The 22,776-nt window shown below is 55.8% G+C and carries 21 protein-coding genes; 17 read left to right on the forward strand and 4 right to left on the reverse strand.

Going from position 1 to position 22,776, the window contains the following annotated elements; genetic code table 11:
• Nucleotides 1-47: 47 nt before the first annotated feature.
• Nucleotides 48-1,694 (reverse strand): class I fumarate hydratase FumA, encoded by a 1,647-nt coding sequence (fumA, locus tag ACOTZB_RS03345; RefSeq protein ID WP_029740299.1) that lies wholly within the window; start codon nucleotides 1,692-1,694, stop codon nucleotides 48-50.
• A gap of 199 nt (nucleotides 1,695-1,893) precedes the next feature.
• On the opposite strand from fumA, the gene manA reads away from it, so the two are divergent.
• Both manA and ACOTZB_RS03355 read left to right on the forward strand, forming a co-directional pair.
• Complete coding sequence (gene manA, locus ACOTZB_RS03350) at nucleotides 1,894-3,069, forward strand: mannose-6-phosphate isomerase (protein ID WP_193804500.1); 1,176 nt, start codon at nucleotides 1,894-1,896, stop codon at nucleotides 3,067-3,069.
• 99 nt (nucleotides 3,070-3,168) lie between these two features.
• A complete protein-coding gene (locus ACOTZB_RS03355; RefSeq protein WP_421626485.1) occupies nucleotides 3,169-4,719 on the forward strand; it encodes a YdgA family protein in 1,551 nt (516 codons plus the stop codon).
• 116 nt (nucleotides 4,720-4,835) lie between these two features.
• On the opposite strand, the gene ACOTZB_RS03360 is transcribed toward ACOTZB_RS03355, so the two are convergent.
• The gene (locus ACOTZB_RS03360) at nucleotides 4,836-5,288 is read right to left on the reverse strand and encodes a hypothetical protein (RefSeq protein WP_421626486.1); all 453 of its coding nucleotides are present in this window, start codon (nucleotides 5,286-5,288) and stop codon (nucleotides 4,836-4,838) included.
• Nucleotides 5,289-5,881: 593 nt separating this feature from the next.
• Between ACOTZB_RS03360 and ACOTZB_RS03365 the strand changes: the two genes are divergently transcribed.
• Nucleotides 5,882-6,631 carry a DUF2971 domain-containing protein gene (locus ACOTZB_RS03365; protein WP_421626487.1) on the forward strand — a complete coding sequence of 250 codons (750 nt, stop codon included), beginning with the start codon at nucleotides 5,882-5,884 and terminating at the stop codon, nucleotides 6,629-6,631.
• Nucleotides 6,632-6,792: 161 nt separating this feature from the next.
• On the opposite strand, the gene ACOTZB_RS03370 is transcribed toward ACOTZB_RS03365, so the two are convergent.
• Nucleotides 6,793-7,821 (reverse strand): Mal regulon transcriptional regulator MalI, encoded by a 1,029-nt coding sequence (locus ACOTZB_RS03370; protein WP_023311457.1) that lies wholly within the window; start codon nucleotides 7,819-7,821, stop codon nucleotides 6,793-6,795.
• A gap of 177 nt (nucleotides 7,822-7,998) precedes the next feature.
• Between ACOTZB_RS03370 and malX the strand changes: the two genes are divergently transcribed.
• The 3 genes from malX to add all read left to right on the forward strand — a co-directional run bounded on the left by malX (nucleotide 7,999) and on the right by add (nucleotide 11,910).
• Complete coding sequence (gene malX, locus ACOTZB_RS03375; RefSeq protein WP_029740306.1) at nucleotides 7,999-9,591, forward strand: maltose/glucose-specific PTS transporter subunit IIBC; 1,593 nt, start codon at nucleotides 7,999-8,001, stop codon at nucleotides 9,589-9,591.
• Between the two features lie 48 nt (nucleotides 9,592-9,639).
• Nucleotides 9,640-10,812, forward strand: a complete 1,173-nt coding sequence (locus tag ACOTZB_RS03380; protein WP_421626488.1) for a MalY/PatB family protein — start codon at nucleotides 9,640-9,642, stop codon at nucleotides 10,810-10,812.
• A gap of 96 nt (nucleotides 10,813-10,908) precedes the next feature.
• Nucleotides 10,909-11,910, forward strand: a complete 1,002-nt coding sequence (add, locus tag ACOTZB_RS03385) for an adenosine deaminase (protein ID WP_193804504.1) — start codon at nucleotides 10,909-10,911, stop codon at nucleotides 11,908-11,910.
• 53 nt (nucleotides 11,911-11,963) lie between these two features.
• Here the strand turns inward: add and ACOTZB_RS03390 are convergent, their stop codons facing one another.
• On the reverse strand, nucleotides 11,964-13,004 hold the full coding sequence (locus tag ACOTZB_RS03390) for an oxidoreductase (RefSeq protein ID WP_421626489.1): 1,041 nt from the start codon (nucleotides 13,002-13,004) through the stop codon (nucleotides 11,964-11,966).
• Between the two features lie 243 nt (nucleotides 13,005-13,247).
• On the opposite strand from ACOTZB_RS03390, the gene blr reads away from it, so the two are divergent.
• The 11 genes from blr to dtpA all read left to right on the forward strand — a co-directional run bounded on the left by blr (nucleotide 13,248) and on the right by dtpA (nucleotide 22,711).
• Nucleotides 13,248-13,373, forward strand: a complete 126-nt coding sequence (blr, locus tag ACOTZB_RS03395) for a division septum protein Blr (protein WP_168112406.1) — start codon at nucleotides 13,248-13,250, stop codon at nucleotides 13,371-13,373.
• A 231-nt stretch (nucleotides 13,374-13,604) separates the two neighbouring features.
• On the forward strand, nucleotides 13,605-13,820 hold the full coding sequence (ydgT, locus tag ACOTZB_RS03400) for a transcription modulator YdgT (protein ID WP_013096896.1): 216 nt from the start codon (nucleotides 13,605-13,607) through the stop codon (nucleotides 13,818-13,820).
• Nucleotides 13,821-13,906: 86 nt separating this feature from the next.
• Nucleotides 13,907-14,347, forward strand: coding sequence for a DUF2569 domain-containing protein (locus tag ACOTZB_RS03405; protein WP_421626490.1), 441 nt, complete (start codon nucleotides 13,907-13,909; stop codon nucleotides 14,345-14,347).
• Nucleotides 14,348-14,423: 76 nt separating this feature from the next.
• The gene (rsxA, locus tag ACOTZB_RS03410) at nucleotides 14,424-15,005 is read left to right on the forward strand and encodes an electron transport complex subunit RsxA (protein ID WP_014883581.1); all 582 of its coding nucleotides are present in this window, start codon (nucleotides 14,424-14,426) and stop codon (nucleotides 15,003-15,005) included.
• The gene (gene rsxB, locus ACOTZB_RS03415) at nucleotides 15,005-15,583 is read left to right on the forward strand and encodes an electron transport complex subunit RsxB (protein WP_023311378.1); all 579 of its coding nucleotides are present in this window, start codon (nucleotides 15,005-15,007) and stop codon (nucleotides 15,581-15,583) included. Before rsxA ends, rsxB begins: the two co-directional genes overlap by 1 nt.
• Complete coding sequence (gene rsxC / locus ACOTZB_RS03420) at nucleotides 15,576-17,606, forward strand: electron transport complex subunit RsxC (RefSeq protein ID WP_421626491.1); 2,031 nt, start codon at nucleotides 15,576-15,578, stop codon at nucleotides 17,604-17,606. Before rsxB ends, rsxC begins: the two co-directional genes overlap by 8 nt.
• Entirely contained in the window at nucleotides 17,607-18,659 is a 1,053-nt protein-coding gene (gene rsxD / locus ACOTZB_RS03425; protein ID WP_047651427.1) for an electron transport complex subunit RsxD, read from the forward strand.
• Nucleotides 18,660-18,669: 10 nt separating this feature from the next.
• Nucleotides 18,670-19,290, forward strand: a complete 621-nt coding sequence (gene rsxG, locus ACOTZB_RS03430) for an electron transport complex subunit RsxG (RefSeq protein ID WP_421626492.1) — start codon at nucleotides 18,670-18,672, stop codon at nucleotides 19,288-19,290.
• Between the two features lie 2 nt (nucleotides 19,291-19,292).
• Nucleotides 19,293-19,979, forward strand: coding sequence for an electron transport complex subunit E (locus ACOTZB_RS03435; RefSeq protein ID WP_023617347.1), 687 nt, complete (start codon nucleotides 19,293-19,295; stop codon nucleotides 19,977-19,979).
• A complete protein-coding gene (nth, locus tag ACOTZB_RS03440) occupies nucleotides 19,976-20,611 on the forward strand; it encodes an endonuclease III (RefSeq protein WP_008500570.1) in 636 nt (211 codons plus the stop codon). The genes ACOTZB_RS03435 and nth overlap by 4 nt, the downstream gene beginning before the upstream one ends.
• Before the next feature lie 591 nt (nucleotides 20,612-21,202).
• A complete protein-coding gene (dtpA, locus tag ACOTZB_RS03445) occupies nucleotides 21,203-22,711 on the forward strand; it encodes a dipeptide/tripeptide permease DtpA (protein WP_033145330.1) in 1,509 nt (502 codons plus the stop codon).
• Nucleotides 22,712-22,776: the final 65 nt, after the last annotated feature.

Genomic DNA, 22,776 nt, shown 5'->3' on the forward strand with positions numbered 1-22,776 from the left:
TCTTTAATGTGTCGGGTGGCGACTGCGCCACCCGTCTATTTACTGCACTACTTCACGCACGCCGAACACTGGGACGACTGGATTTGCTTGAAGAAGTCGTTGCCTTTGTCATCCACGAGGATAAACGCCGGGAAGTCTTCCACTTCAATTTTCCAGATCGCCTCCATACCCAGTTCCGGGTATTCCACGCACTCCAGGCTCTTAATGCTGCCCTGCGCCAGCACCGCTGCCGGGCCGCCGATGCTGCCGAGGTAGAAGCCGCCGTGCTTATGGCAGGCATCCGTCACCTGCTGGCTGCGGTTGCCTTTCGCCAGCATGATCATGCTGCCGCCGTTGGCCTGCAGCTGGTCAACATACGAGTCCATACGCCCTGCGGTAGTTGGGCCTAACGAGCCGGAGGCATAGCCTTCAGGCGTTTTCGCCGGGCCGGCGTAATAGATCGGATGATCTTTAATGTACTGTGGCAGCCCTTCGCCGTTGTCCAGACGCTCTTTCAGCTTCGCGTGCGCGATGTCGCGGCCCACGATGATCGTGCCGTTCAGGGAGAGACGGGTCGAGACCGGATACTGCGAAAGCTGTGCCAGAATCTCTTTCATCGGACGGTTCAGGTCGACGCGAACCGCTTCACCCTCACCCGCTTTGCGCAGCTCTTCCGGAATGTATTTGCCCGGGTTGTTTTCCAGTTTTTCGATCCACACGCCTTCGCGGTTGATCTTCGCCTTGATGTTGCGATCCGCAGAGCAGGACACGCCCATCCCGACCGGACAGGAGGCACCGTGACGCGGCAGACGGATCACGCGCACGTCGTGGGCAAAGTATTTGCCGCCAAACTGCGCGCCGAGGCCCAGATTGCGAGCTTCTTCCAGCAGTTCCTGCTCAAGCTGCACGTCGCGGAACGCCTGGCCGTGCTCGTTACCTTCGGTAGGCAGGCCGTCGTAGTATTTGGTTGAGGCCAGCTTGACGGTTTTCAGCGTGCTTTCCGCCGACGTACCGCCAATCACAAACGCGATATGGTACGGCGGGCACGCCGCGGTACCCAGGGTGCGCATCTTTTCAACCAGGTAATTTTTCAGCTTGCCCGGGGTGAGCAGCGCCTTGGTTTCCTGGTAAAGATAGGTTTTGTTGGCTGAACCGCCGCCTTTGGCGATACAGAGGAATTTGTACTCGTCACCGTCGACGCTGTAGAGATCGATCTGTGCAGGCAGGTTGGTGCCGGTATTGACCTCTTTGTACATATCCAGCGCCGCGTTTTGCGAGTAGCGCAGGTTATCTTCGGTGTAGGTGTTGTAGACGCCGTGCGCCAGGGCCGCTTCATCACCGCCGCCGGTCCAGACGCGCTGGCCTTTTTTACCGACGATGATCGCCGTGCCGGTGTCCTGACAGGTTGGCAGAACACCTTTCGCCGCGATGTCTGAGTTACGCAGGAACTGCAGGGCTACGTATTTATCGTTCTCACTGGCCTGCGGGTCGCTCAGGATATCGGCAACCTGCTGCTGGTGCGCTGGGCGCAGCATAAACGAGGCGTCGTGGAAAGCGTGCTGCGCCAGCAGCGTCAGTGCCTGCGGATCCACCTTGAGGATCTCTTGTCCTTCAAACTCAGAGACGGAGACGTGATCGCGGGTTAACAGGTAATACTCGGTCCGATCCTTACTGAGGGGGAAAGGATCCTGATAATGGAAGGGTTTATTCGACATTGGTCTCTCACTTACTGCTTCGGTCTGTTTATTCAGGGCAGATGTTCCGCTGCCCGGCTTAAAAGCGAGTCAGCTTATCCTACACAATTTTTTAACAAAAACTGAGACTAGTACGACTTTTTACATCCACAGGTTACTTCCATGAGGTTTATTGCTTTAATACCCGGAGTTAATTCCATAATTGAATCAGGGCTTGATAATGCAAAAACTCATTAACTCAGTGCAAAACTACGCCTGGGGAAGTAAAACTGCGTTAACGGATCTCTACGGTATCGCGAACCCGAACAACCTGCCGATGGCAGAACTGTGGATGGGTGCGCACCCGAAGAGCAGCTCAAAAATTGAAGACGCCAGCGGCCAGGTTCGCAGCCTGCGTGACGTGATTGATGCCGATAAAGCCGCGCTGCTGGGCGACAAGGTGGCTCAGCGCTTTGGCGAACTGCCGTTCCTGTTTAAGGTGCTGTGCGCCGACCAGCCGCTCTCTATTCAGGTTCATCCGAACAAGAAAGCCTCTGAAATCGGCTTTGCGAAAGAGAACGCGGCGGGTATTCCGTTAGACGCCGCCGAGCGTAACTACAAAGATCCTAACCACAAGCCGGAGTTGGTCTTTGCGCTGACCCCGTTCCTGGCGATGAATGCGTTCCGCGAATTTTCAGAGATCGTTTCTCTGCTGCAACCGGTCGCGGGAGCCAGCAAGGCTATCGCCCACTTCCTTGAAAACCCGAACGCGGACGCGCTCAGCCAGCTGTTTGCCAGCCTGCTGAATATGCAGGATGAAGAGAAATCTCACGCGCTGGCGGTGCTGAAAGCGACGCTGGAACGCGAGCAAGGTGAACCGTGGGAGACTATCCGTCTGATCTCCGAATTCTACCCGGACGACAGCGGCCTGTTCTCCCCTCTGCTGCTGAACGTGGTGAAGCTGAACCCGGGCGAAGCGATGTTCCTGTTCGCTGAAACCCCGCACGCCTACCTTCAGGGCGTGGCGCTGGAGGTGATGGCCAACTCCGATAACGTCCTGCGGGCGGGCCTGACGCCGAAATACATCGATATTCCTGAGCTGGTTGCCAACGTGAAGTTTGTGGCGAAACCTGCCGCGGAGCTGCTGACTCAGCCGGTGAAAAACGGCGCAGAGCTGGAATTCCCGATTCCGGTTGAAGATTTTGCTTTCTCCCTGCACGACCTGAGCCAGGCCGAAACCGCCATCGCGCAGGAAAGCGCGGCGATTCTGTTCTGCGCCGAGGGCGAAGCGACGCTGCGCAAAGGCGAACAGCGTCTGGTGCTTAAGCCCGGTGAGTCAGCATTCGTTGCAGCCAATGAGTCTCCGGTCAGCGTAAGCGGCACCGGTCGCCTGGCGCGCGTTTTCAATAAGCTTTAACCACTTACTGAATTTTTTAACAACTCTTGCTAAGCTAGTTGCAGGCTTAATATCTCCAGGCGGTTTTTACCGCCTGGTTTCATTTTAGGGATAGTCGCAATGAAAAAATCGGTCGTAGCGGTTGGAGTGATTGTAGCGTTAGGTGTGGTCTGGACGGGTGCCTCCTGGTTTACCGGGAAACAGCTGGAAGGCCGTCTGGCTGAGATGGTGGCGCAGGCTAACGGAGAGATTAAGCGCAGCGCGCCGGAGGCGGGCCTTGAGCTGAGCTACCAGAACTATCATCGCGGCGTCTTTACCAGCCGTATGCAGCTGGTAGTGAAGCCGGTTGCCGGTGCTGAAAATGGCTGGCTGAAACCGGGCCAGAGCGTGGTGCTGGACGAGGTGGTGAGCCACGGTCCGCTGCCGCTGGCGCAGCTGAAGTCCTTTAACCTGATCCCGTCGATGGCGTCCGTTCATACCGTGCTGGTGAATAACGACGTCACCAAACCGCTGTTTGACCTGGCAAAGAATGAATCGCCTTTCGACATTAATACCCGCATCAGCTATGCCGGTGACACAAGTTCAGATATCGCTCTGAAAGCGCTGAACTACGAGAAAGAGAATGAGAAAGTCGCCTTCAGCGGCGGCCACTTCAAACTTGACGCTGACCGCGACGGAAACGTGTTCTCCCTGACGGGTGAAGCGGAAAGCGGCCTGGTCAATGCCGTGAACGAATATAACCAAAAGGTTCAGCTCACCTTCAACAACCTGAAGGCCGACGGCAACAGCCGAATGACCGATTTCCAGGAGCGTATCGGCGATCAGAAACTGTCTCTGGACAAGGTTGCCATTGCGGTTGAAGGCAAAGAGATGGCCGTGCTGGAAGGCATGGACATCAACGGCAAATCCGACGTTTCCAAAGACGGTAAGAGCATCAACACGCAGCTGGATTACACGCTGAAGAGCCTGAAGGTGCAGAATCAGGACCTCGGCACCGGCAAGCTGTCGCTGAAGATCGGCAATATCGACGGCCAGGCGTGGCACGAGTTTAGCCAGAAATACAGCAAAGAGAGCCAGGCACTGCTGACCGATGCCGCGCTGCAGCAGAACCCTGAAGTGTACCAGCAGCAGGCGATGGCGGTACTGTTCAACAACCTGCCGATCCTGCTGAAAGGCGAGCCGGTGGTCACCGTTGCGCCGCTGAGCTGGAAAAACAGCAAAAGCGAAACCAGCTTCAACCTGTCGCTGTTCCTGAAAGATACGGCCACCGCCACGGATGAACCGCAGACGCTGGCGCAGGAAGTGGATCGCAGCGTGAAGTCGCTCGACAGCAAGCTGACCATCCCGATGGATATGGCGACCGAGTTTATGACCCAGATTGCGAAGCTGGAAGGCTACGGCGATGAAGACGCCGGCAAGCTGGCGAACCAGCAGGTGAAAGGTCTGGCGGCCATGGGCCAGATGTTCCGCATCACCAAAGTGGAAAACAACACAATTTCCACCAGCCTGCAGTATGCCAACGGCCAGGTCACGCTCAACGGCGACAAGATGCCGCTGGAAGACTTCGTCGGCATGTTTGGTATGCCGACGCTGGGGATGCCGGAACCGGCTGAACCGGCTGAACCGGCTGAACCGGCAGCGCCAGCCGAACCGGCGGCACCGCAGCAGTAAACAGCAAAACCCCTCGCACGAGGGGTTTTTTATTGCCGGGTGGTGCTGACGCTTACCCGGCCTAGGATCCCGGGCCGTTGTAGGCCCGTGCAAGCGCAGCGCCGCCGGGCGTGACCTCAGCGCGGCAGGTAAGGTTCTCTGACAAAGTCAGCCAGGAGATAAACCAGGTCATGTAATAAGCCAGCAAGTTCTTGCGAGACAGCACTTGCCAGAGTCTGGCTCAACAATGCCTGATTAAGTGCCTGAGCATATCCCACTAGCATCGCAGTATCTTGCCAGCAATCCGGAACACAGGATTGCGCAGGTAACGCTGTACTCAGTCGCTCTACCAGATGAGGCGGTAAATCTTCATCGCATCGGTTTTTTAGCTCATCGAGAGTAAAAGCCAGACGGCCACACAGCGCTAAGCGCTCTGCTTTGTTTTGGGTTTCCAGCAGCACGTTAACAAAAGCGCAGCAGCAATCTGTCAGTTCGAAGAGATCAAGCGTTGAGGATATCGGCAGATCGAGAAGTTGGCAGGCAATACTGTCAGTGGATCGAGGGTTAGTAAGGGTAGGGATCGTAGCCATATGGCAGCCTCCGTGTGATGTTTTAAGGCCACCGTCTAAGTTTCCACGCTCAGAGGGTGGCGGCGCTGACAGGGGTGGAAACTGAATCACACGGTCTTCAGCCAGCCTCTCGGCTGCCCTATCAGCGCCACCGTTGATTTTACAAGGATATGCGCTGCCCCGACACTAAAACTGTGTCGTCGTGTGATGGTTCAGGTTTCCACGCCTGACTGCGGAATTTGCCGCAGTGGGAAAACTGTAATGGATATGATAAAAAAAAGAAACTGGCACTTCTTTTTCCATTTATTTTTTAATCAAAAATGCGAGAGGCATTCCAAAAACACACCTGGAATCATTCGAATCCTAAATATGAAATGGTATAATATTTTCAACACCTAAATTTAAGTAACTTGTTCGGCCACCATAATTATTAGCAATTATAATGAGCTTATTTTGCGAGGCTATTTATGCGAAAATCATACAGAACACATGAGAGACATGTTTTTTATAAATACATGTCAGCAAATACTGCCAAAATTGTTCTCGAAAATTGTAGTCTAAGATGGAGTTCCCCAACAATATTTAATGACCCTTTTGATGTACCTCGAGAGGTAATGAAAAATGTCAATGAAATTACTCTAGGTAAAGCATTAGCGCGAAAACTGAAGCAGGAATTGCTTAACCCACGGCAGGATCTACTAAATGTGAATCCAAGAATAAGGACGCTTTTAGAAATTTATAAAAAACTTTTCCCATACGGCATCCCTCCAGGTTTAGCGGAAAAATTTCAAGAAATTGAAATCGATCCTCCGGTTGGGCCAGGAGCACCTATTGCTATAGAAGATATGAAAAATATGTGGCGAGGCATGCTCAATGATAGAAGAATTCTATGCTTATCAGAAAGTGCGACAATCCCACCAATGTGGAATCATTATGCTGACGGATACAAAGGTGTTGTTATTGAATTTGAATGCATTGATGAACTTGATAGTGCATGGTTAATAGCAAAGCCAATAAATTATACAAATGAAATGCCTTTAACTTATACTGCTGAGGGTATGGCAGATTTACTTTTCTTACCAGACAGTCAAGCAATTGACTATATCAACAACGAAATCACATTTATCAAAACAGAAGATTGGGCCTACGAAAAAGAATGGAGAATATCAACCTATGCGAAAACAACTAATTCTGGATACTATAGTGACTATGGTTTTCACCCGTTAGAAGTTAAGTCGATAATTCTGGGCCCTCATTTTGATGATAATGATGTGGATTTTACAAAACTTGTTCAAAAGTATCCTTTAGCACGTATACGAAAGAGCACATTTGGCGAACACAGAAAAATAATAATTTCACCATAGATGAACGTCCTAAAGTTTATCATATTAGTGATTAAACCAATGAGTGTTTGAGAGTGCGCAATCTTTTTAGCCGGGTGGCGGCTACGCCTTACCCGGCCTACGATCCCGAGCCGTTGCAGGCCCGTGCAAGCGAAGCGACGCCGGGCGTTGCGCAGCGGAGATTATTTCACCGTCACCAGCCGCGCCGCCACAATCTGGTGTCCGGCCTGAACGTCCGTATTGTCGATGCGCTGCATGATCCTGTCCGCCAGCGTGTAGCCCATCTCCCGCGCGGGAGTTGTAGCCCAGACGATCGGCAGATCGTCGAGCGCGTTTTCGCCGACATCGGCGAACGCCCCCAGCGCCACCTGATGGCCGAAGAAGGTTTCCACCCCGCCCTCGCCGCTCTGACGCCCGGCGCGGATCAGGCCAAACCAGGCGCCCATGGCAATCACGTCGTTGTAACAAATCACGGCGCTGATCGTCGGGCTGCTTCGCAGCAGCGCGCCTATCGCTTCCGCCGCTTTCTTCTGGCTGGATTCACACTCTACGACCCATTCGCTGTGGAACGGCAGGCCGTATTTAATCAGCGTCGCGCAGTAGCCGCCGACCCGCTCGGCGCGGGTCAGGGACGAGCTTTTCCCGCCCAGCCAGGCAATGCGCTGATGCCCGCGACGAATTAGATGCTCGGTCAGCATTTGCGCGGCCTGCATGTTATCCGGGCGCAGCGTATCGGCCTCGTCCAGGTAGCTGGCGCGCGAAGCAAACACCAGCGGCACGCCCTTTTCAGCGGCGCGCTCGCACAGCTCGCTGCCCACGCCCGACGCGCCGGCGACGATCACCCCGTCAACACCCTGGTTCAGCAGCATATCGAGCCGGGAGAGAAGCTGATCGGCCTCGCGACCGCCGTGCAGAAGAAAGACCATCCTCCCCTGCGCTTCAAGCGCTTCGGTTAACCCGGCGGTCAGCTCCGCATAGAAAGGTGACGTCAGGTCGCGGACAATCAGGCCAATCACCCCGCTTTGCCCGCCGCGCAGGGCCGACGCCTGACGGTTACGCACAAAGCCCAGCTGCTCAACCGCCTCGTTAACCCGCTGACCGGTCGCAGGAGAGATGCGCCCTTTTCCGCTCAGCACCAGAGAAACGGTGCTGACGGAAACGCCCGCCGCCAGCGCGACATCGTTGATGGTGATTTTTTTCGCTACAGCCATGTGTTGGCGTGACTCCCTGAAATGAGATCGGTAAAACGTTTTATCAATACGTTATCTTTATACTACCAGTCAAAGCCTGAGAATGTGATTTAGCGCGCACTAAACTTTGATAAAACGTTTTATCTTCTCGCAGCATTGAAGAAGGCAAACTGATTTTAACAATAAAGGAGTCGTTTTATGACGGCGAAAGCAGCACAAAAAATATCGCTGTGGGAATTTTTCCAGCAACTGGGTAAAACCTTTATGCTGCCCGTGGCACTCCTCTCGTTCTGCGGGATCATGCTCGGGATCGGCAGCTCGCTGAGCAGTAAAGACGTCATCACGCTGATCCCGTTCCTCGGTACCCCGGTGCTGCAGGCGATCTTCATCTGGATGAGTAAAGTCGGCTCCTTTGCGTTTAGCTTCCTGCCCGTCATGTTCTGTATCGCTATCCCGCTGGGCCTGGCGCGCGAGAACAAAGGCGTCGCGGCGTTTGCCGGGTTTGTGGGCTACGCGGTGATGAACCTGGCGGTTAACTTCTGGCTGACCGCGAAAGGCATTCTGCCGACCACCGACGCCGCCGTGCTGAAGGCCAACAACATTCAGAGCGTGATCGGCATCCAGTCTATTGATACCGGAATCCTCGGGGCGGTGATCGCGGGTGTGATTATCTGGATGCTGCACGAGCGCTTCCACAATATCCGCCTGCCGGATGCCCTGGCCTTCTTCGGCGGTACCCGCTTTGTGCCGATTGTTACCCTGGTCGTGATGGGTCTGTTCGGTTTAATCATTCCGCTGATCTGGCCGGTCTTTGCGATGGGCATCAACGGTATTGGCCGCATCATCAACGGCGCGGGAGATTTCGGTCCGATGATCTTCGGCACCGGCGAGCGTCTGCTCCTGCCGTTTGGCCTGCAGCATATCCTGGTGGCCCTGATTCGCTTCACCGAAGCGGGCGGTACCATGGAGGTGTGCGGTCACGACGTGAGCGGCGCGCTGACCATCTTCCAGGCGCAGCTGAGCTGTCCGACCACCCACGGCTTCTCCGAAAGCGCCACCCGCTTCCTGTCTCAGGGTAAAATGCCGGCCTTCCTCGGCGGCCTGCCGGGTGCCGCGCTGGCGATGTACCACTGCGCGCGCCCGGAAAACCGTCATAAAATTAAAGGCCTGCTGATTTCCGGCGTGATCGCCTGCGTCGTGGGCGGTACCACCGAGCCAATCGAATTCCTGTTCCTGTTCGTCGCACCGGTGCTGTACCTCATCCACGCCGTGCTGACCGGTCTGGGCTTTACCGTGATGGCGGTGCTGGGCGTGACCATCGGCAACACCGACGGCAACGTGATCGACTTCGTGGTGTTCGGGATCCTGCACGGCCTGTCCACCAAGTGGTATCTGGTGCCGGTCGTGGCGGCTATCTGGTTTGCGGTGTACTACGGCATCTTCCGCTTCGCCATCACCCGCTTTAACCTGAAAACGCCGGGCCGCGATACCGATACGGCGAGCAGCGTTGAACAGGCGGTTGCCGGGACCGTAGGCAAATCCGGGTACAACACACCGGCCATTCTGGCGGCGCTGGGCGGCGCGGATAACATTACCTCGCTGGATAACTGCATCACCCGCCTGCGTCTGTCGGTGGCGGATATGTCAAAAGTGGATACCAACGCCCTGAAAGCCAACCGGGCCATCGGCGTGGTACAGTTAAATCAGCACAATTTGCAGGTGGTTATCGGCCCGCAGGTCCAGTCGGTGAAGGATGAGCTGGCAACCCTGATGCGAACAGTTGAAGCCTGATGCCTCAGCCCCCTCTCATGAGGGGGTTTTACTTTAAGGACTCACGTCATGTTTGATTTTTCTACCGTCGTGGATCGACACGGCACCTGGTGTACGCAGTGGGACTACGTCGCCGACCGCTTTGGCGCGGCCGACCTGCTGCCCTTCACCATCTCGGATATGGATTTCGCCACCGCGCCCTGCATTACCGACGCGCTGCATCAGCGCATTAATCACGGCGTGCTGGGCTACAGCCGCTGGAAGAACGATGAGTTTCTCGCCGCCGTCGCGCACTGGTTCCAGCAGCGCTTTAACAGCACGATTGATACGGAAACCGTCGTTTATGGTCCTTCCGTTATCTACATGGTGTCAGAGCTGATTCGTCTCTGGTCAAACCCCGGCGACGGCGTGGTGGTTCACACCCCGGCATACGACGCGTTTTACAAAGCTATTGAAGGGAATGCGCGTCATGTGGTGCCCGTGGAGATGGAAAAGCACGCCGCAGGCTGGCAGGGAAATATGGCGGCGCTGGAAGCGGCCCTGGCGAAACCGGAAAACAAAATTTTACTTCTTTGCAGCCCGCAAAACCCAACCGGTAAGGTCTGGACGCGGGACGAGCTGACGCAGATGGCTGAACTGTGCGCACGCTATAACGTGGCGGTTATCAGCGATGAAATTCATATGGATATGGTGTGGGGAGAGCATCGTCACACGCCGTGGAGCGCGGTGGCGCGCGGCAAATGGGCGCTTCTCAGCTCCGGCTCGAAAAGCTTTAATATTCCGGCGCTGACGGGCGCTTACGGCCTGATCGGCGATGAAGCGAGCCGTAACGGTTATCTCAGCGCGCTAAAAGGCCGGGACGGCCTCTCTTCTCCTTCCGTGCTGGCGCTGACGGCGCATATCGCCGCCTATCAGCAGGGAGCGCCCTGGCTGGATGCCCTGCGACACTATCTCGAAGAAAATCTGTCCTTTATCGCGCAGGAAGTAAACCGCGCGTTTCCGAAGCTGAACTGGCAGCCGCCCGAAGCAACCTATCTGGCCTGGATTGACCTGCGCCCGCTAAACATTGACGATCGGGCGCTGCAAAAAGTGCTGATCGAGCAGCAAAAAGTCGCCATCATGCCGGGATATACCTACGGCAAAGAGGGAAACGGCTTTGTTCGCCTGAACGCCGGCTGTCCGCGCAGCAAGCTTGAACAAGGGGTGCAACGCCTGATTGCCGGGATTAACACCCTCCTCTAATCAGTTTGCGCAACGGAATATTCCCTTGCGCAAATAGCTTTTTACCCCGTTTTGTTTTTATAATATGGCGCACTTTAACCAGAAAAGAGTGCGACCATGATTGATACACGCCTGCCTTTAACTGATATTCATCGTCACCTTGACGGTAACATTCGTGCCCAAACCATCCTCGATCTTGGCCGCCAGTTCAATTTAACGCTTCCTGCTCAGACGCTTGAGTCGCTGATCCCTCACGTACAGGTAACCTCAAATGAACCGGACCTGGTCAGCTTCCTGAGCAAACTCGACTGGGGCGTGAAGATGCTGGCCTCGCTTGATGCCTGTCGCCGCGTGGCGTTTGAAAACATTGAAGATGCGGCCCGTAACGGCCTGCATTACGTCGAGCTGCGCTTCTCGCCGGGCTATATGGCGATGACCCACGGCCTGCCCGTTGCAGGCGTGGTGGAAGCCGTGATTGAAGGCGTTCGCGAAGGATGTAAAACCTTCGACGTTCAGGCCCGTCTGATTGGCATTATGAGCCGTACGTTCGGCGAAGCCGCCTGCCTGCAGGAGCTGGAAGCGCTGCTGGCCCATCGCGATGCCATTACCGCCGTCGATCTGGCCGGTGACGAGCTGGGCTTCCCGGGCAGTCTGTTCCTCTCCCACTTCAACCGCGCGCGCGATGCCGGCTGGCACATTACCGTGCATGCGGGTGAAGCGGCTGGCCCGGAAAGCATCTGGCAGGCCATCCGCGAGCTGGGCGCCGAGCGTATCGGTCACGGCGTGAAGGCCGTAGAAGATCGCGCCCTGATGGATTTCCTGGCGGAGCAGCGTATCGGGATTGAGTCGTGCCTGACGTCTAACATTCAGACCAGCACCGTCGCAACGCTGGCGCATCATCCGCTGAAAACGTTCCTCGAGCACGGCGTGCTGGCCTCACTGAACACCGACGACCCGGCGGTTCAGGGCGTGGATATCATCCACGAGTACAACATCGCCGCACCGCAGGCGGGTCTGAGCCGCGAGCAGATCCGTCAGGCGCAGATCAACGGGCTGGAGATCGCCTTCCTGACGCCTGAAGAGAAACAGGCGCTTAAAGATAAAGTGGCTCACGGTTGAGCATTTGCCGGGTGACGGCTACGCCTTACCCGGCCTACAACAGCATTTAAGTCTTATGCCAGACAGAGCGTGGCGCGATGTTTGGCAGATTCGATGCCCAGCTCAATCAGCTCCATAATCTGAATCGCCTGGCTGGCCGGAACCGGATTCTCCCCCGTGCCGTTCAGCGCATCGCGGATGCCCGCGTAATAGGCAGGATAGTTGCCCGGGATCGTCAGCAAGGTCTCCTCTACCAGCTCCTCACCCTCCACCCGCGTTACCACGCCGTCGCGCATATCATAGCCCCAGTCTTCCTGCGGTAAACGTTCACCGCTTTTCAGCCGGTCCTCCTGCGGATCGAGGCCAAACTTCACGTAGCTCCCGCGCGTGCCGTGAATAATATAGCGGGCCGATTCCGCCGCCGCGACCATCGTGCCGTGCAGCACAATCCGGCGCTGCGGATAGCTGAGCACCGCGTGGAAGTAATCGGTTGTCTGCGCGCCGGGCCTGAGCTGGGCCAGATCGACCGTCATGCTCACCGGCAGACCAAAAAGATTGACGGCCTGATCCAGCAGATGCGGGGCTAAATCGTACCAGATGCCGCTGCCCGGACCGGCCTGCTCTCGCCAGCGGTTTCGTACCTGCGGACGGAAGCGGTCAAAGTGCGATTCAAAAAAGAGGATCTCCCCTAGCGTGCCTTCACTGAGAAGCCTTTTTACCGTCAGAAAGTCGCTGTCCCAGCGGCGGTTATGGAACACCGACAGCAGCCTGCCGAGACTCTTTGCCAGCGCATCCAGTTCGCGAGCCTGAGACAGGGTGACGGTAAAGGGCTTATCGACCACCACATGCTTACCGGTTTCAAGCGCGGCCTTGGCCAGTGGGAAGTGGGTGTCGTTCGGGGTGGGGATAACGATTAAATCAATATTCGGATCGTTGAAAAGGTGTTTTGGCTCAGAGACAACCGGCACGGAAGGCCAGTCGGCATGGACTTTAGCGGCATCGCTGCTGGATACCGCCGCCAGGGTCATCCCCGGCGTCCCGGCTATCAGAGGCGCATGAAACGTTTTGCTTGCATACCCGTAGCCGATAAGCCCAACGCGGATATTATCACTCATAGTGCCGTCCTCTTTTATGACGTTCTTATTTCACACTGGCTAGCCTGGCATTACCACAGATTAATAATGTGCCATATGACTTAAAATAGCAGGTTGTAGGGGTTGTTTTTGTTACATAGTATTAACTCACTGATTTTATTTAAGGGAACCGTTCCCAAAGCGCTTGCCGTCGGGGAAACGTCGCTGTAACATTTGCGACCTGTATTTATGGATAAAGTACAACTACGAATCATGACGTCAATTATTAATCGAATCATTGAATTAGCGGGATGGATTGTCCTTGGGGTTTCGGTCATTTTGCTGGGCGTTGCCAGCCATATCGATAACTACCAGCCGCCGGAGCCTGTCACAGTCGCCCAACCTAAGTAACCGGTTGCTGCAATAAAGAGTGACATAATATGTCAGTTACTTATTGCCAGTCCTGGTGAACACGGTTAACCTTCTCTTCCAGGCATCGTCTGATGCCTGAATTTCAGCAAAGAAAACTCCTAATTTCGTCGCGTTACCTGAGTGGGCTGTTTACGTCTTTATTAATCCGTTTATTATTCGAACGAATTACCTTAACTGGTATTACTCACTTTTATATGGAAACTTATTAATATGACAGTTCAGGACTATTTATTAAAATTTCGCAAGATCAATTCGCTTGAGAGCCTGGAAAAACTGTTTGACCATCTGAACTACACCCTGTCGGATAATCAGGACATCATTAATATGTATCGCGCCGCTGACCATCGCCGTGCGGAGCTGGTTTCCGGAGGTCGTTTGTTCAACGTGGGTGAAGTGCCTAAGTCCGTATGGCGTTACGTTTTATAAGAAAGTAGCCATCCGCGCGAAATGTTATATACTCTCCGCCCTGCAAACTGGCTGTACAACATTTCGCGCAGATTATGGGAGAGTTCATGACCGCAACGCCTGGAGATCGCATTGGAGGCTGGTTAATCGCCCCACTGGCATGGCTGCTGGTTTCCTTATTAAGCGCATCACTTGCGCTGCTGCTGTATACCACCGCGCTGATCACCCCTCACGCTATCCAGACCCTGATGTCGCAAAGCGTGCTGAATATTGCGATGTGGTTTGTGTCGTTCGTTTTCGCGATTGGTATGTGGTACTACACCCTGTGGTTGACCATTGCCTTCTTTAAGCGCCGCAAAAGTGTACCTAAACACTACATTATCTGGCTGCTGATTTCGGTTCTGCTGGCGGTGAAAGCGTTTGCTTTTTCGCCCGTATCAGATGCTCTGGCCGTTCGTCAGCTGCTTTTCCCGTTACTGGCGGCCGCGCTGCTGGTCCCCTATTTCAAGCGTTCGACGCGGGTAAAAAACACCTTCGTGAACCCGTAATAACCTTACAGATAACCTGTTGTCGCCTGCGTGAGTTTGTCCGATAATAGGCGGCTTTTTTATTTCAGGCTAAATAATGACCGATTACTTACTGCTCTTTGTCGGCACCGTGCTGGTTAACAACTTCGTTTTGGTGAAGTTCCTTGGCCTGTGCCCGTTTATGGGTGTGTCCAAAAAGCTGGAAACGGCGATGGGCATGGGGCTGGCGACAACCTTCGTCATGACGATGGCGTCTATCTGCGCGTGGTTGATTGATACCTGGATCCTCATCCCGCTCGGGTTAATCTATCTTCGTACGCTGGCTTTTATTCTGGTCATTGCGGTTGTGGTGCAATTTACTGAGATGGTGGTGCGTAAAACCAGCCCGGCCCTCTATCGCCTGCTGGGTATCTTCCTGCCGCTGATCACCACCAACTGCGCCGTACTCGGCGTGGCGCTGCTGAACATCAACCTTGGCCATAACTTTATGCAGTCGGCGCTGTACGGCTTTTCCGCCGCCGTCGGTTTCTCATTCGTTATGGTCCTGTTCGCGTCGATTCGCGAGCGTCTGGCGGCAGCGGATATCCCTGCGCCCTTCCGCGGTAACGCGATTGCGCTGGTGACCGCAGGTTTAATGTCTCTGGCCTTTATGGGCTTTAGTGGTCTGGTGAAGTTGTAATGAATGCTATCTGGATTGCCATCGCCTCTATCAGCGTCCTGGGGTTGGTGTTTGGCCTTATCCTGGGTTACGCCTCCCGCCGTTTCGCGGTAGAGGACGATCCTGTTGTTGAGAAAATTGATGAGCTCCTGCCGCAAAGCCAGTGCGGGCAGTGCGGCTACCCGGGCTGCCGTCCCTACGCGGAAGCGGTAGGCATTCAGGGTGAAAAAATTAACCGCTGCGCCCCCGGCGGCGAAGCGGTGATGCTGAAAATCGCGGCCCTGCTCAACGTCGATCCGCAGCCCGTTGACGGCGATGCGGAGGTGCAGGAACCGGTCCGCGCCCTGGCCGTGATCGACGAAGCCAACTGCATCGGCTGCACCAAATGTATTCAGGCCTGCCCGGTTGACGCCATTGTTGGCGCCACCCGCGCCATGCACACCGTCGTGGCGGATCTGTGCACCGGCTGTAACCTCTGCGTGGCCCCCTGCCCGACGCAATGTATTGAGCTGCGCCCGGTTGAAACGACTACCGAAAGCTGGAAGTGGGATCTTCAAACCATTCCGGTTCGCATCATTCCTGTGGAACAACATGCTTAAGTTATTTTCTGCTTTCAGAAAAGAGAAGGTTTGGGACTTTGACGGCGGTATCCATCCGCCAGAGATGAAAACCCAGTCCAACGGCACGCCGCTGCGTCAAATTCCGCTGGCGACGCGTTACGTTATGCCGCTCAAGCAGCATATTGGCGCTGAGGGCGAGCTGTGCGTGAAAGAAGGCGATACGGTTCTTCGCGGTCAGCCGCTGACCTTTGGCCGTGGGCGTATGCTGCCGGTGCACGCCCCTACCTCCGGTAAAGTGGTGGCGATTGCCCCTCATACGGTGGCGCATCCGTCCGCGCTTTCAGAGCTGAGCGTGATCATTGAAGCCGACGGCGAAGACCGCTGGATCGATCGTGACGGCTGGAGCGACTACCGCAGCCAGAGCCGCGAAGCGCTTATCGAGCGTATTCATCAGTTCGGCGTCGCCGGGCTGGGCGGCGCGGGCTTCCCGACCGGCGTCAAGCTGCGCGGCGGTGGCGATAACATCCAGACGTTGATTATCAACGCCGCCGAGTGCGAGCCGTACATCACCGCCGACGATCGTCTGATGCAGGATTGCGCCGCCCAGGTGGTGGAAGGCATCCGCATCCTGGCGCACATTCTGAAGCCGCGGGAAGTCCTGATTGGTATCGAAGACAATAAACCGCAGGCCATCTCGATGCTGCGCGCCGTGCTGGCGGGCAGTCACGATATTAGCCTGCGCGTTATTCCGACCAAGTACCCTTCTGGCGGCGCAAAACAGCTGACGCAAATTCTCACCGGCAAGCAGGTCCCGCACGGCGGACGCTCTTCGGATATCGGCGTGCTGATGCAAAACGTCGGCACCGCCTATGCGGTGAAACGCGCGGTGATTGACGGCGAGCCGTTGACCGAGCGCGTGGTGACGCTGACCGGCGAGTCGATTTCTCGTCCGGGCAACGTCTGGGCGCGTCTGGGTACGCCGGTGCGCCATCTGCTGGAACAGGCTGAGTTTTGCCCGGCCAGCGACCAGATGGTGATCATGGGCGGCCCGCTGATGGGCTTTACCCTGCCGTGGCTCGATGTGCCAGTGGTCAAAATCACGAACTGTCTGCTTGCGCCTTCCCCGACCGAAATGGGGGAAGAGCAGGAAGAGAAAGGTTGCATCCGCTGCAGCGCCTGTGCCGATGCCTGCCCGGCGGATCTCCTCCCGCAGCAGCTGTACTGGTACAGCAAAGGCCAGCTGCACGATAAGGCGAAAGCCCATAACCTGGCCGACTGCATTGAATGCGGCGCCTGCGCCTGGGTCTGCCCAAGCAACATTCCGCTGGTGCAATATTTCCGCCAGGAGAAGGCCGAGATTTATGCCATCTCCATGGAAGAAAAACGCGCTGCGGAAGCCAAGGCGCGCTTCGAAGCGCGTCAGGCGCGACTGGAGCGCGAAAAAGTCGCGCGTCAGGAACGCCATAAGCAGGCCGCCGTTCAGCCTGCCGGGAAAGATCAGGATGCGATCAACGCCGCACTGGCGCGCGTTCGCGAGAAAAAAGCCGATGCCGCCCAGACGGTGGTGATCCAGGCCGGGGAAAAACCGGATAACAGCGAAGCGATTGCCGCTCGCGAAGCGCGAAAGGCTGCGGCTCGCGCGCGTCAGGCGGAAAAAGCGCAAACGGTTCAGGCAGAGACTGAGATCGACCCGCGTAAAGCGGCCGTCGAAGCGGCGATTGCCCGGGCCAAAGCCCGCAAAGCTGGAGAGCAGCAGGTAGTCGTCGAGCAAGAAGCGGTCGACCCACGCAAAGCCGCCGTCGAAGCGGCGATTGCTCGCGCCAAAGCCCGTAAGGCTGCGCAGCAGGCGCCAGAGGCAGTATCAGAAGCAGAAGCACCACCGGTCGACCCGCGTAAAGCCGCCGTCGAAGCAGCGATTGCCCGCGCCAAAGCCCGTAAGGCTGCGCAGCAGGAAGAGCAGCCGCAGGCCGCCAACGATGACCCGCGTAAGGCCGCCGTCGCCGCCGCCATTGCGCGCGTTCAGGCGAAGAAAGCCGCACAGCAAGCCGTAAACGAGGATTAAATGGTTTTCAGAATCGCAAGCTCCCCTTACACCCACAATCAGCGCCAGACATCGCGCATTATGATGCTGGTCTGCCTGGCCGCGCTGCCGGGCATTGCCGTTCAGTGCTGGTTTTTCGGCTGGGGAACCCTGTTCCAGATAATCCTGGGCTGCGCCAGCGCCGTCGCGGCGGAAGCACTCGTCCTGAAGCTGCGTAAGATGACGGTGTCACGCATTCTGGCTGACAACTCCGCGCTGCTGACCGGCCTGCTGCTCGCCATTAGTATTCCACCGTTTGCCCCGTGGTGGATGGTGGTGCTCGGCACCGTGTTTGCCGTGATCATTGCCAAACAGCTCTATGGCGGGCTCGGCCATAACCCGTTTAACCCGGCGATGATTGGCTACGTGGTGCTGCTGATCTCCTTCCCGGTGCAGATGACCAGCTGGCTGCCACCGCACGAGATTGCGGCCACGGTTCCCGGCTTTATGGATGCCCTGCACGTTATCTTTACCGGCCATACGGCGCTCGGCGCTGATATGAACGCGCTGCGCATGGGCGTGGACGGCATCAGCCAGGCGACGCCTCTCGATACCTTTAAAACGTCCCTGCATGCCGGGCACAGCGTTGAGCAGATTATGAAATCCGCGATTTACAGCGGCATGCTTGCAGGCGCAGGCTGGCAGTGGGTCAACCTGGCGTATCTGCTGGGCGGCCTGTTTCTGCTGCAGCAGAAAGCCATCCGCTGGCATATTCCGGTCAGCTTCCTCGTGACGCTGGCGGTCTGCGCCACGCTGGGCTGGGTATTCTCTCCTGAATCACTGGCCAGCCCGCAGATGCATTTGCTCTCCGGTGCGACCATGCTGGGTGCTTTCTTTATCCTGACGGATCCGGTGACGGCGTCAACGACTAACCGCGGCCGCCTGATCTTCGGCGCGCTGGCAGGTTTGCTGGTATGGCTCATCCGCAGCTTCGGCGGTTACCCGGACGGCGTCGCGTTCGCCGTCCTGCTTGCCAACATTACCGTTCCGCTCATCGACTATTACACGCGCCCGCGCGTGTACGGCCATCGCTAAGGGTTCCGCCATGTTAAAAACGATGCAAAAACACGGCGTCACGCTGGCTGTCTTCGCCGCGGTCCTGACCGGGCTGACGGCCCTGGTTAACACGTTAACCAAAACGACCATCGAAGAGCAGGCTTCAAAGCAGCAAAAGGCGCTGTTCGATCAGGTGATCCCGTCCGATTTCTACGATAATGACCTGCAAAAGAGCTGCTTTGTGGTAGATGCGCCGCAGCTTGGGAAAGGCCCGCACCGCCTCTTTATTGCCCGCAAAGGGGATAAACCGGTAGGCGCGGTGATGGAAGCGACGGCGCCCGACGGCTATTCCGGCGCCATTCAGCTGCTTGTCGGCAGCGATTTCTCCGGCACTATTCTGGGTACTCGCGTGACGGAACATCATGAAACGCCGGGCCTGGGCGATAAAATTGAAACCCGGCTGAGCGACTGGATTTTGCACTTCGCCGGTAAAGTTATCCATGGCGAAGGGGATACCGCGTTTGCGGTGAAGAAAGATGGCGGCGAGTTCGACCAGTTCACCGGCGCGACCATCACGCCGCGCGCCGTGGTGAACGCCGTAAAACGAGCCGGGCTGTATGCCGAAACGCTGCCCGCGCAACTCAACAATCTTCCGGCCTGTGAGGAGTAATCATGAGCCAGGTTAAAGAGGTTATTGTCCAGGGATTGTGGAAGAACAACTCCGCGCTGGTGCAGCTTCTGGGGATGTGTCCCCTGCTGGCGGTAACGTCCACCGCCACCAACGCGCTCGGTCTGGGTCTGGCAACCACGCTGGTGCTGACCCTGACCAACCTCTCCATCTCCGCCCTGCGACGCTGGACGCCGTCGGAAATTCGTATTCCGATTTACGTCATGATCATTGCGTCGGTGGTCAGTATCGTCCAGATGCTGATTAACGCCTACGCGTTCGGCCTGTACCAGTCGCTCGGGATCTTTATTCCCCTTATCGTCACCAACTGTATCGTCGTTGGCCGTGCGGAAGCGTTCGCGGTGAAAAACAGCCCCGCCATGTCGGCGCTGGATGGTTTTTCCATTGGAATGGGTGCCACCTGCGCCATGTTCGTGCTGGGCTCGCTGCGCGAGATCCTCGGTAACGGTACGCTGTTTGACGGCGCAGATGCGCTGCTGGGCGGCTGGGCCAAGGCGCTGCGCGTTGAAGTGTTCCACACCGATACGCCATTCCTGCTGGCAATGCTGCCCCCTGGCGCGTTTATTGGCCTTGGCATGATGCTGGCGATAAAATACCTTATTGATGAGAAACGTAAGCGCCGCGCGGCTGAGCGTAGCGTTCTGGAAGGGACACCCGAGAAGGCTTCATGAATAAAGAAAAGCGCATTGCGATCCTGACCCGTCTGCGGGACGAGAACCCGCACCCGACGACGGAGCTGAATTTTACCTCCCCGTTTGAGCTGCTGATCGCGGTGTTGCTCTCTGCGCAGGCGACCGATGTGAGCGTCAATAAAGCCACTGCCCTGCTCTATCCGGTCGCCAATACGCCAAAAGCCATGCTGGAGCTGGGCGTGGAAGGCGTGAAGTCCTATATCAAAACCATCGGCCTGTTTAACAGCAAAGCCGAGAACGTCATTAAGACCTGCCGGATCCTGCTGGAACAGCACGGAGGCGAAGTACCGGAAGATCGCGCCGCGCTGGAAGCCTTACCGGGCGTGGGGCGTAAGACCGCAAACGTGGTGCTCAACACCGCGTTTGGCTGGCCGACCATCGCCGTGGATACGCATATTTTCCGCGTCTCTAACCGGACTAACTTCGCGCCGGGGAAAAATGTTGAGCAGGTCGAAGAGAAGCTGTTAAAGGTGGTTCCGGCCGAATTTAAGGTTGACTGCCATCACTGGCTGATTCTGCACGGCCGCTATACCTGTATTGCCCGTAAGCCTCGCTGCGGCTCCTGCATTATTGAAGATCTCTGCGAATACAAAGAAAAAGTGTATCCCTGATCGTCACAATCCCTTACTAAAAGAAGGGATACCAGGCACCCTTCTTTTGGCCGTTATTTGTCCGTCTTTCACTCCCCCTGACCTGTCACTTGTTCGGTTGTTTAACGCTCAAACAGGTTAATAGTTTTTTCATAGCCAAAAATTTCTATACATCTGTGATCGCGATCACCCTGATAACTTCATGTTGAATTTTTGTTGTCAAAATCCGCCTAAACCCTTTGTCTGACAAGATACTCTCCTTCCATCACCGAAGATAAGACCAGCTATTTTTCAGAATATGGCCCATATCACTGCATTAACCGGCAAATAGCAGAACATATCGCCAAAAGCCGGTCAGGGTGGGTTAATGCCAGTCGAAAAAACTACCTTTACTCATCGTATGAAATTTAACGCTGAATAACATTTATATGAACCGACGATTATACCACTTCAGATATATGTAACAGATTATTACAAACGTATTGCCAGATGGGGCAGGATAGTGAACATTACCCGCCGTTTCTCCTCCCAATATAACTATAAGGCGTATGGACAACGGCCATCACGCTATGAACACCCCCGTTAATATGGGATGTAAAAAAAGAGGTATATGTGTCTACTGCAAACAATAAACCAACAGATGAAAGCGTGAGTCTTAACGCTTTTAAACAGCCTAAAGCGTTCTATCTCATCTTCTCTATCGAGTTATGGGAGCGTTTTGGTTATTACGGCCTGCAAGGGATCATGGCCGTTTACCTGGTAAAACAGCTGGGTATGTCCGAAGCCGATTCCATCACGCTGTTCTCTTCCTTCAGTGCTCTGGTCTACGGTCTGGTCGCTATTGGCGGCTGGCTGGGTGATAAAGTCCTTGGGACCAAACGTGTTATCATGCTGGGCGCCATCGTCCTGGCGATTGGCTATGGTCTGGTGGCATGGTCAGGGCATGATGCCGCTGTCGTGTATATGGGTATGGCGACGATTGCCGTCGGTAACGGTCTGTTCAAAGCGAACCCGTCCTCCCTGCTTTCTACCTGCTATAACAAAGACGATCCGCGCCTGGACGGTGCATTTACCATGTACTACATGTCCATCAACATCGGTTCGTTCTTCTCGATGCTGGCAACTCCATGGCTCGCGGCGAAGTTCGGCTGGAGCGTGGCGTTTGCGCTGAGCTTCGTGGGCATGCTGATCACCGTGGTGAACTTCCTGTTCTGCCGCAGCTGGGTTAAAGACTACGGTTCAAAACCTGACTTCGAGCCTGTGCATATGGGCAAACTGCTGGCCACCATCGTGGGCGTTGTTGTCCTCGCGGCAATTGCCACCTGGCTGCTGCACAACCAGGGTATCGCCCGTGCCGTTCTGGGCGTGGTTGCTCTTGGTATCGTGGTTATATTTGCGAAAGAAGCGTTCGCCATGCAGGGTGCTGCCCGTCGCAAGATGATTGTGGCGTTCATTCTGATGCTGGAAGCGATTATCTTCTTCGTGCTGTACAGCCAGATGCCAACCTCACTGAACTTCTTCGCCATTCGTAACGTTGAGCACTCAATTCTGGGCATCGCGTTCGAGCCGGAACAGTATCAGGCGCTGAACCCGTTCTGGATCATGATTGGTAGCCCGATTCTGGCCGCGATCTATAACAAGATGGGCGACCGCCTGCCAATGCCGCACAAGTTCGCAATCGGTATGGTGCTGTGCTCCGGCGCGTTCCTGGTGCTGCCGCTGGGTACCAAATTTGCCACCGACGCGGGTATCGTGTCCGTTAACTGGCTGATCCTGAGCTACGCGCTGCAGTCTATCGGTGAACTGATGATCTCCGGTCTGGGTCTGGCGATGGTTGCACAGCTGGTGCCACAGCGTCTGATGGGCTTCATCATGGGTAGCTGGTTCCTGACCACTGCCGGTGCGGCAATCATTGCGGGTAAAATTGCGAACCTGATGGCTGTGCCGGAAAACGTCACTGACCCACTGGTCTCCCTGAACGTCTACGGTACCGTGTTCATGCAGATTGGTATCGCGACTGCGGTTATTGCAGTTCTGATGCTGCTGACCGCGCCGAAACTGAATCGTATGACTCAGGACGACGACAAGACGGCTGAAGCGACCAAAACCGCTACCGCATAAGATTATTGAGAAACGACGAGCCGCTAATGCATATTAGCGGCTTTTTTTTTATCCTTTCGCGCACT

It is taken from the genome of Enterobacter cloacae complex sp. SHL020, from assembly GCF_049236945.1.
GTDB lineage: Bacteria > Pseudomonadota > Gammaproteobacteria > Enterobacterales > Enterobacteriaceae > Enterobacter > Enterobacter dykesii.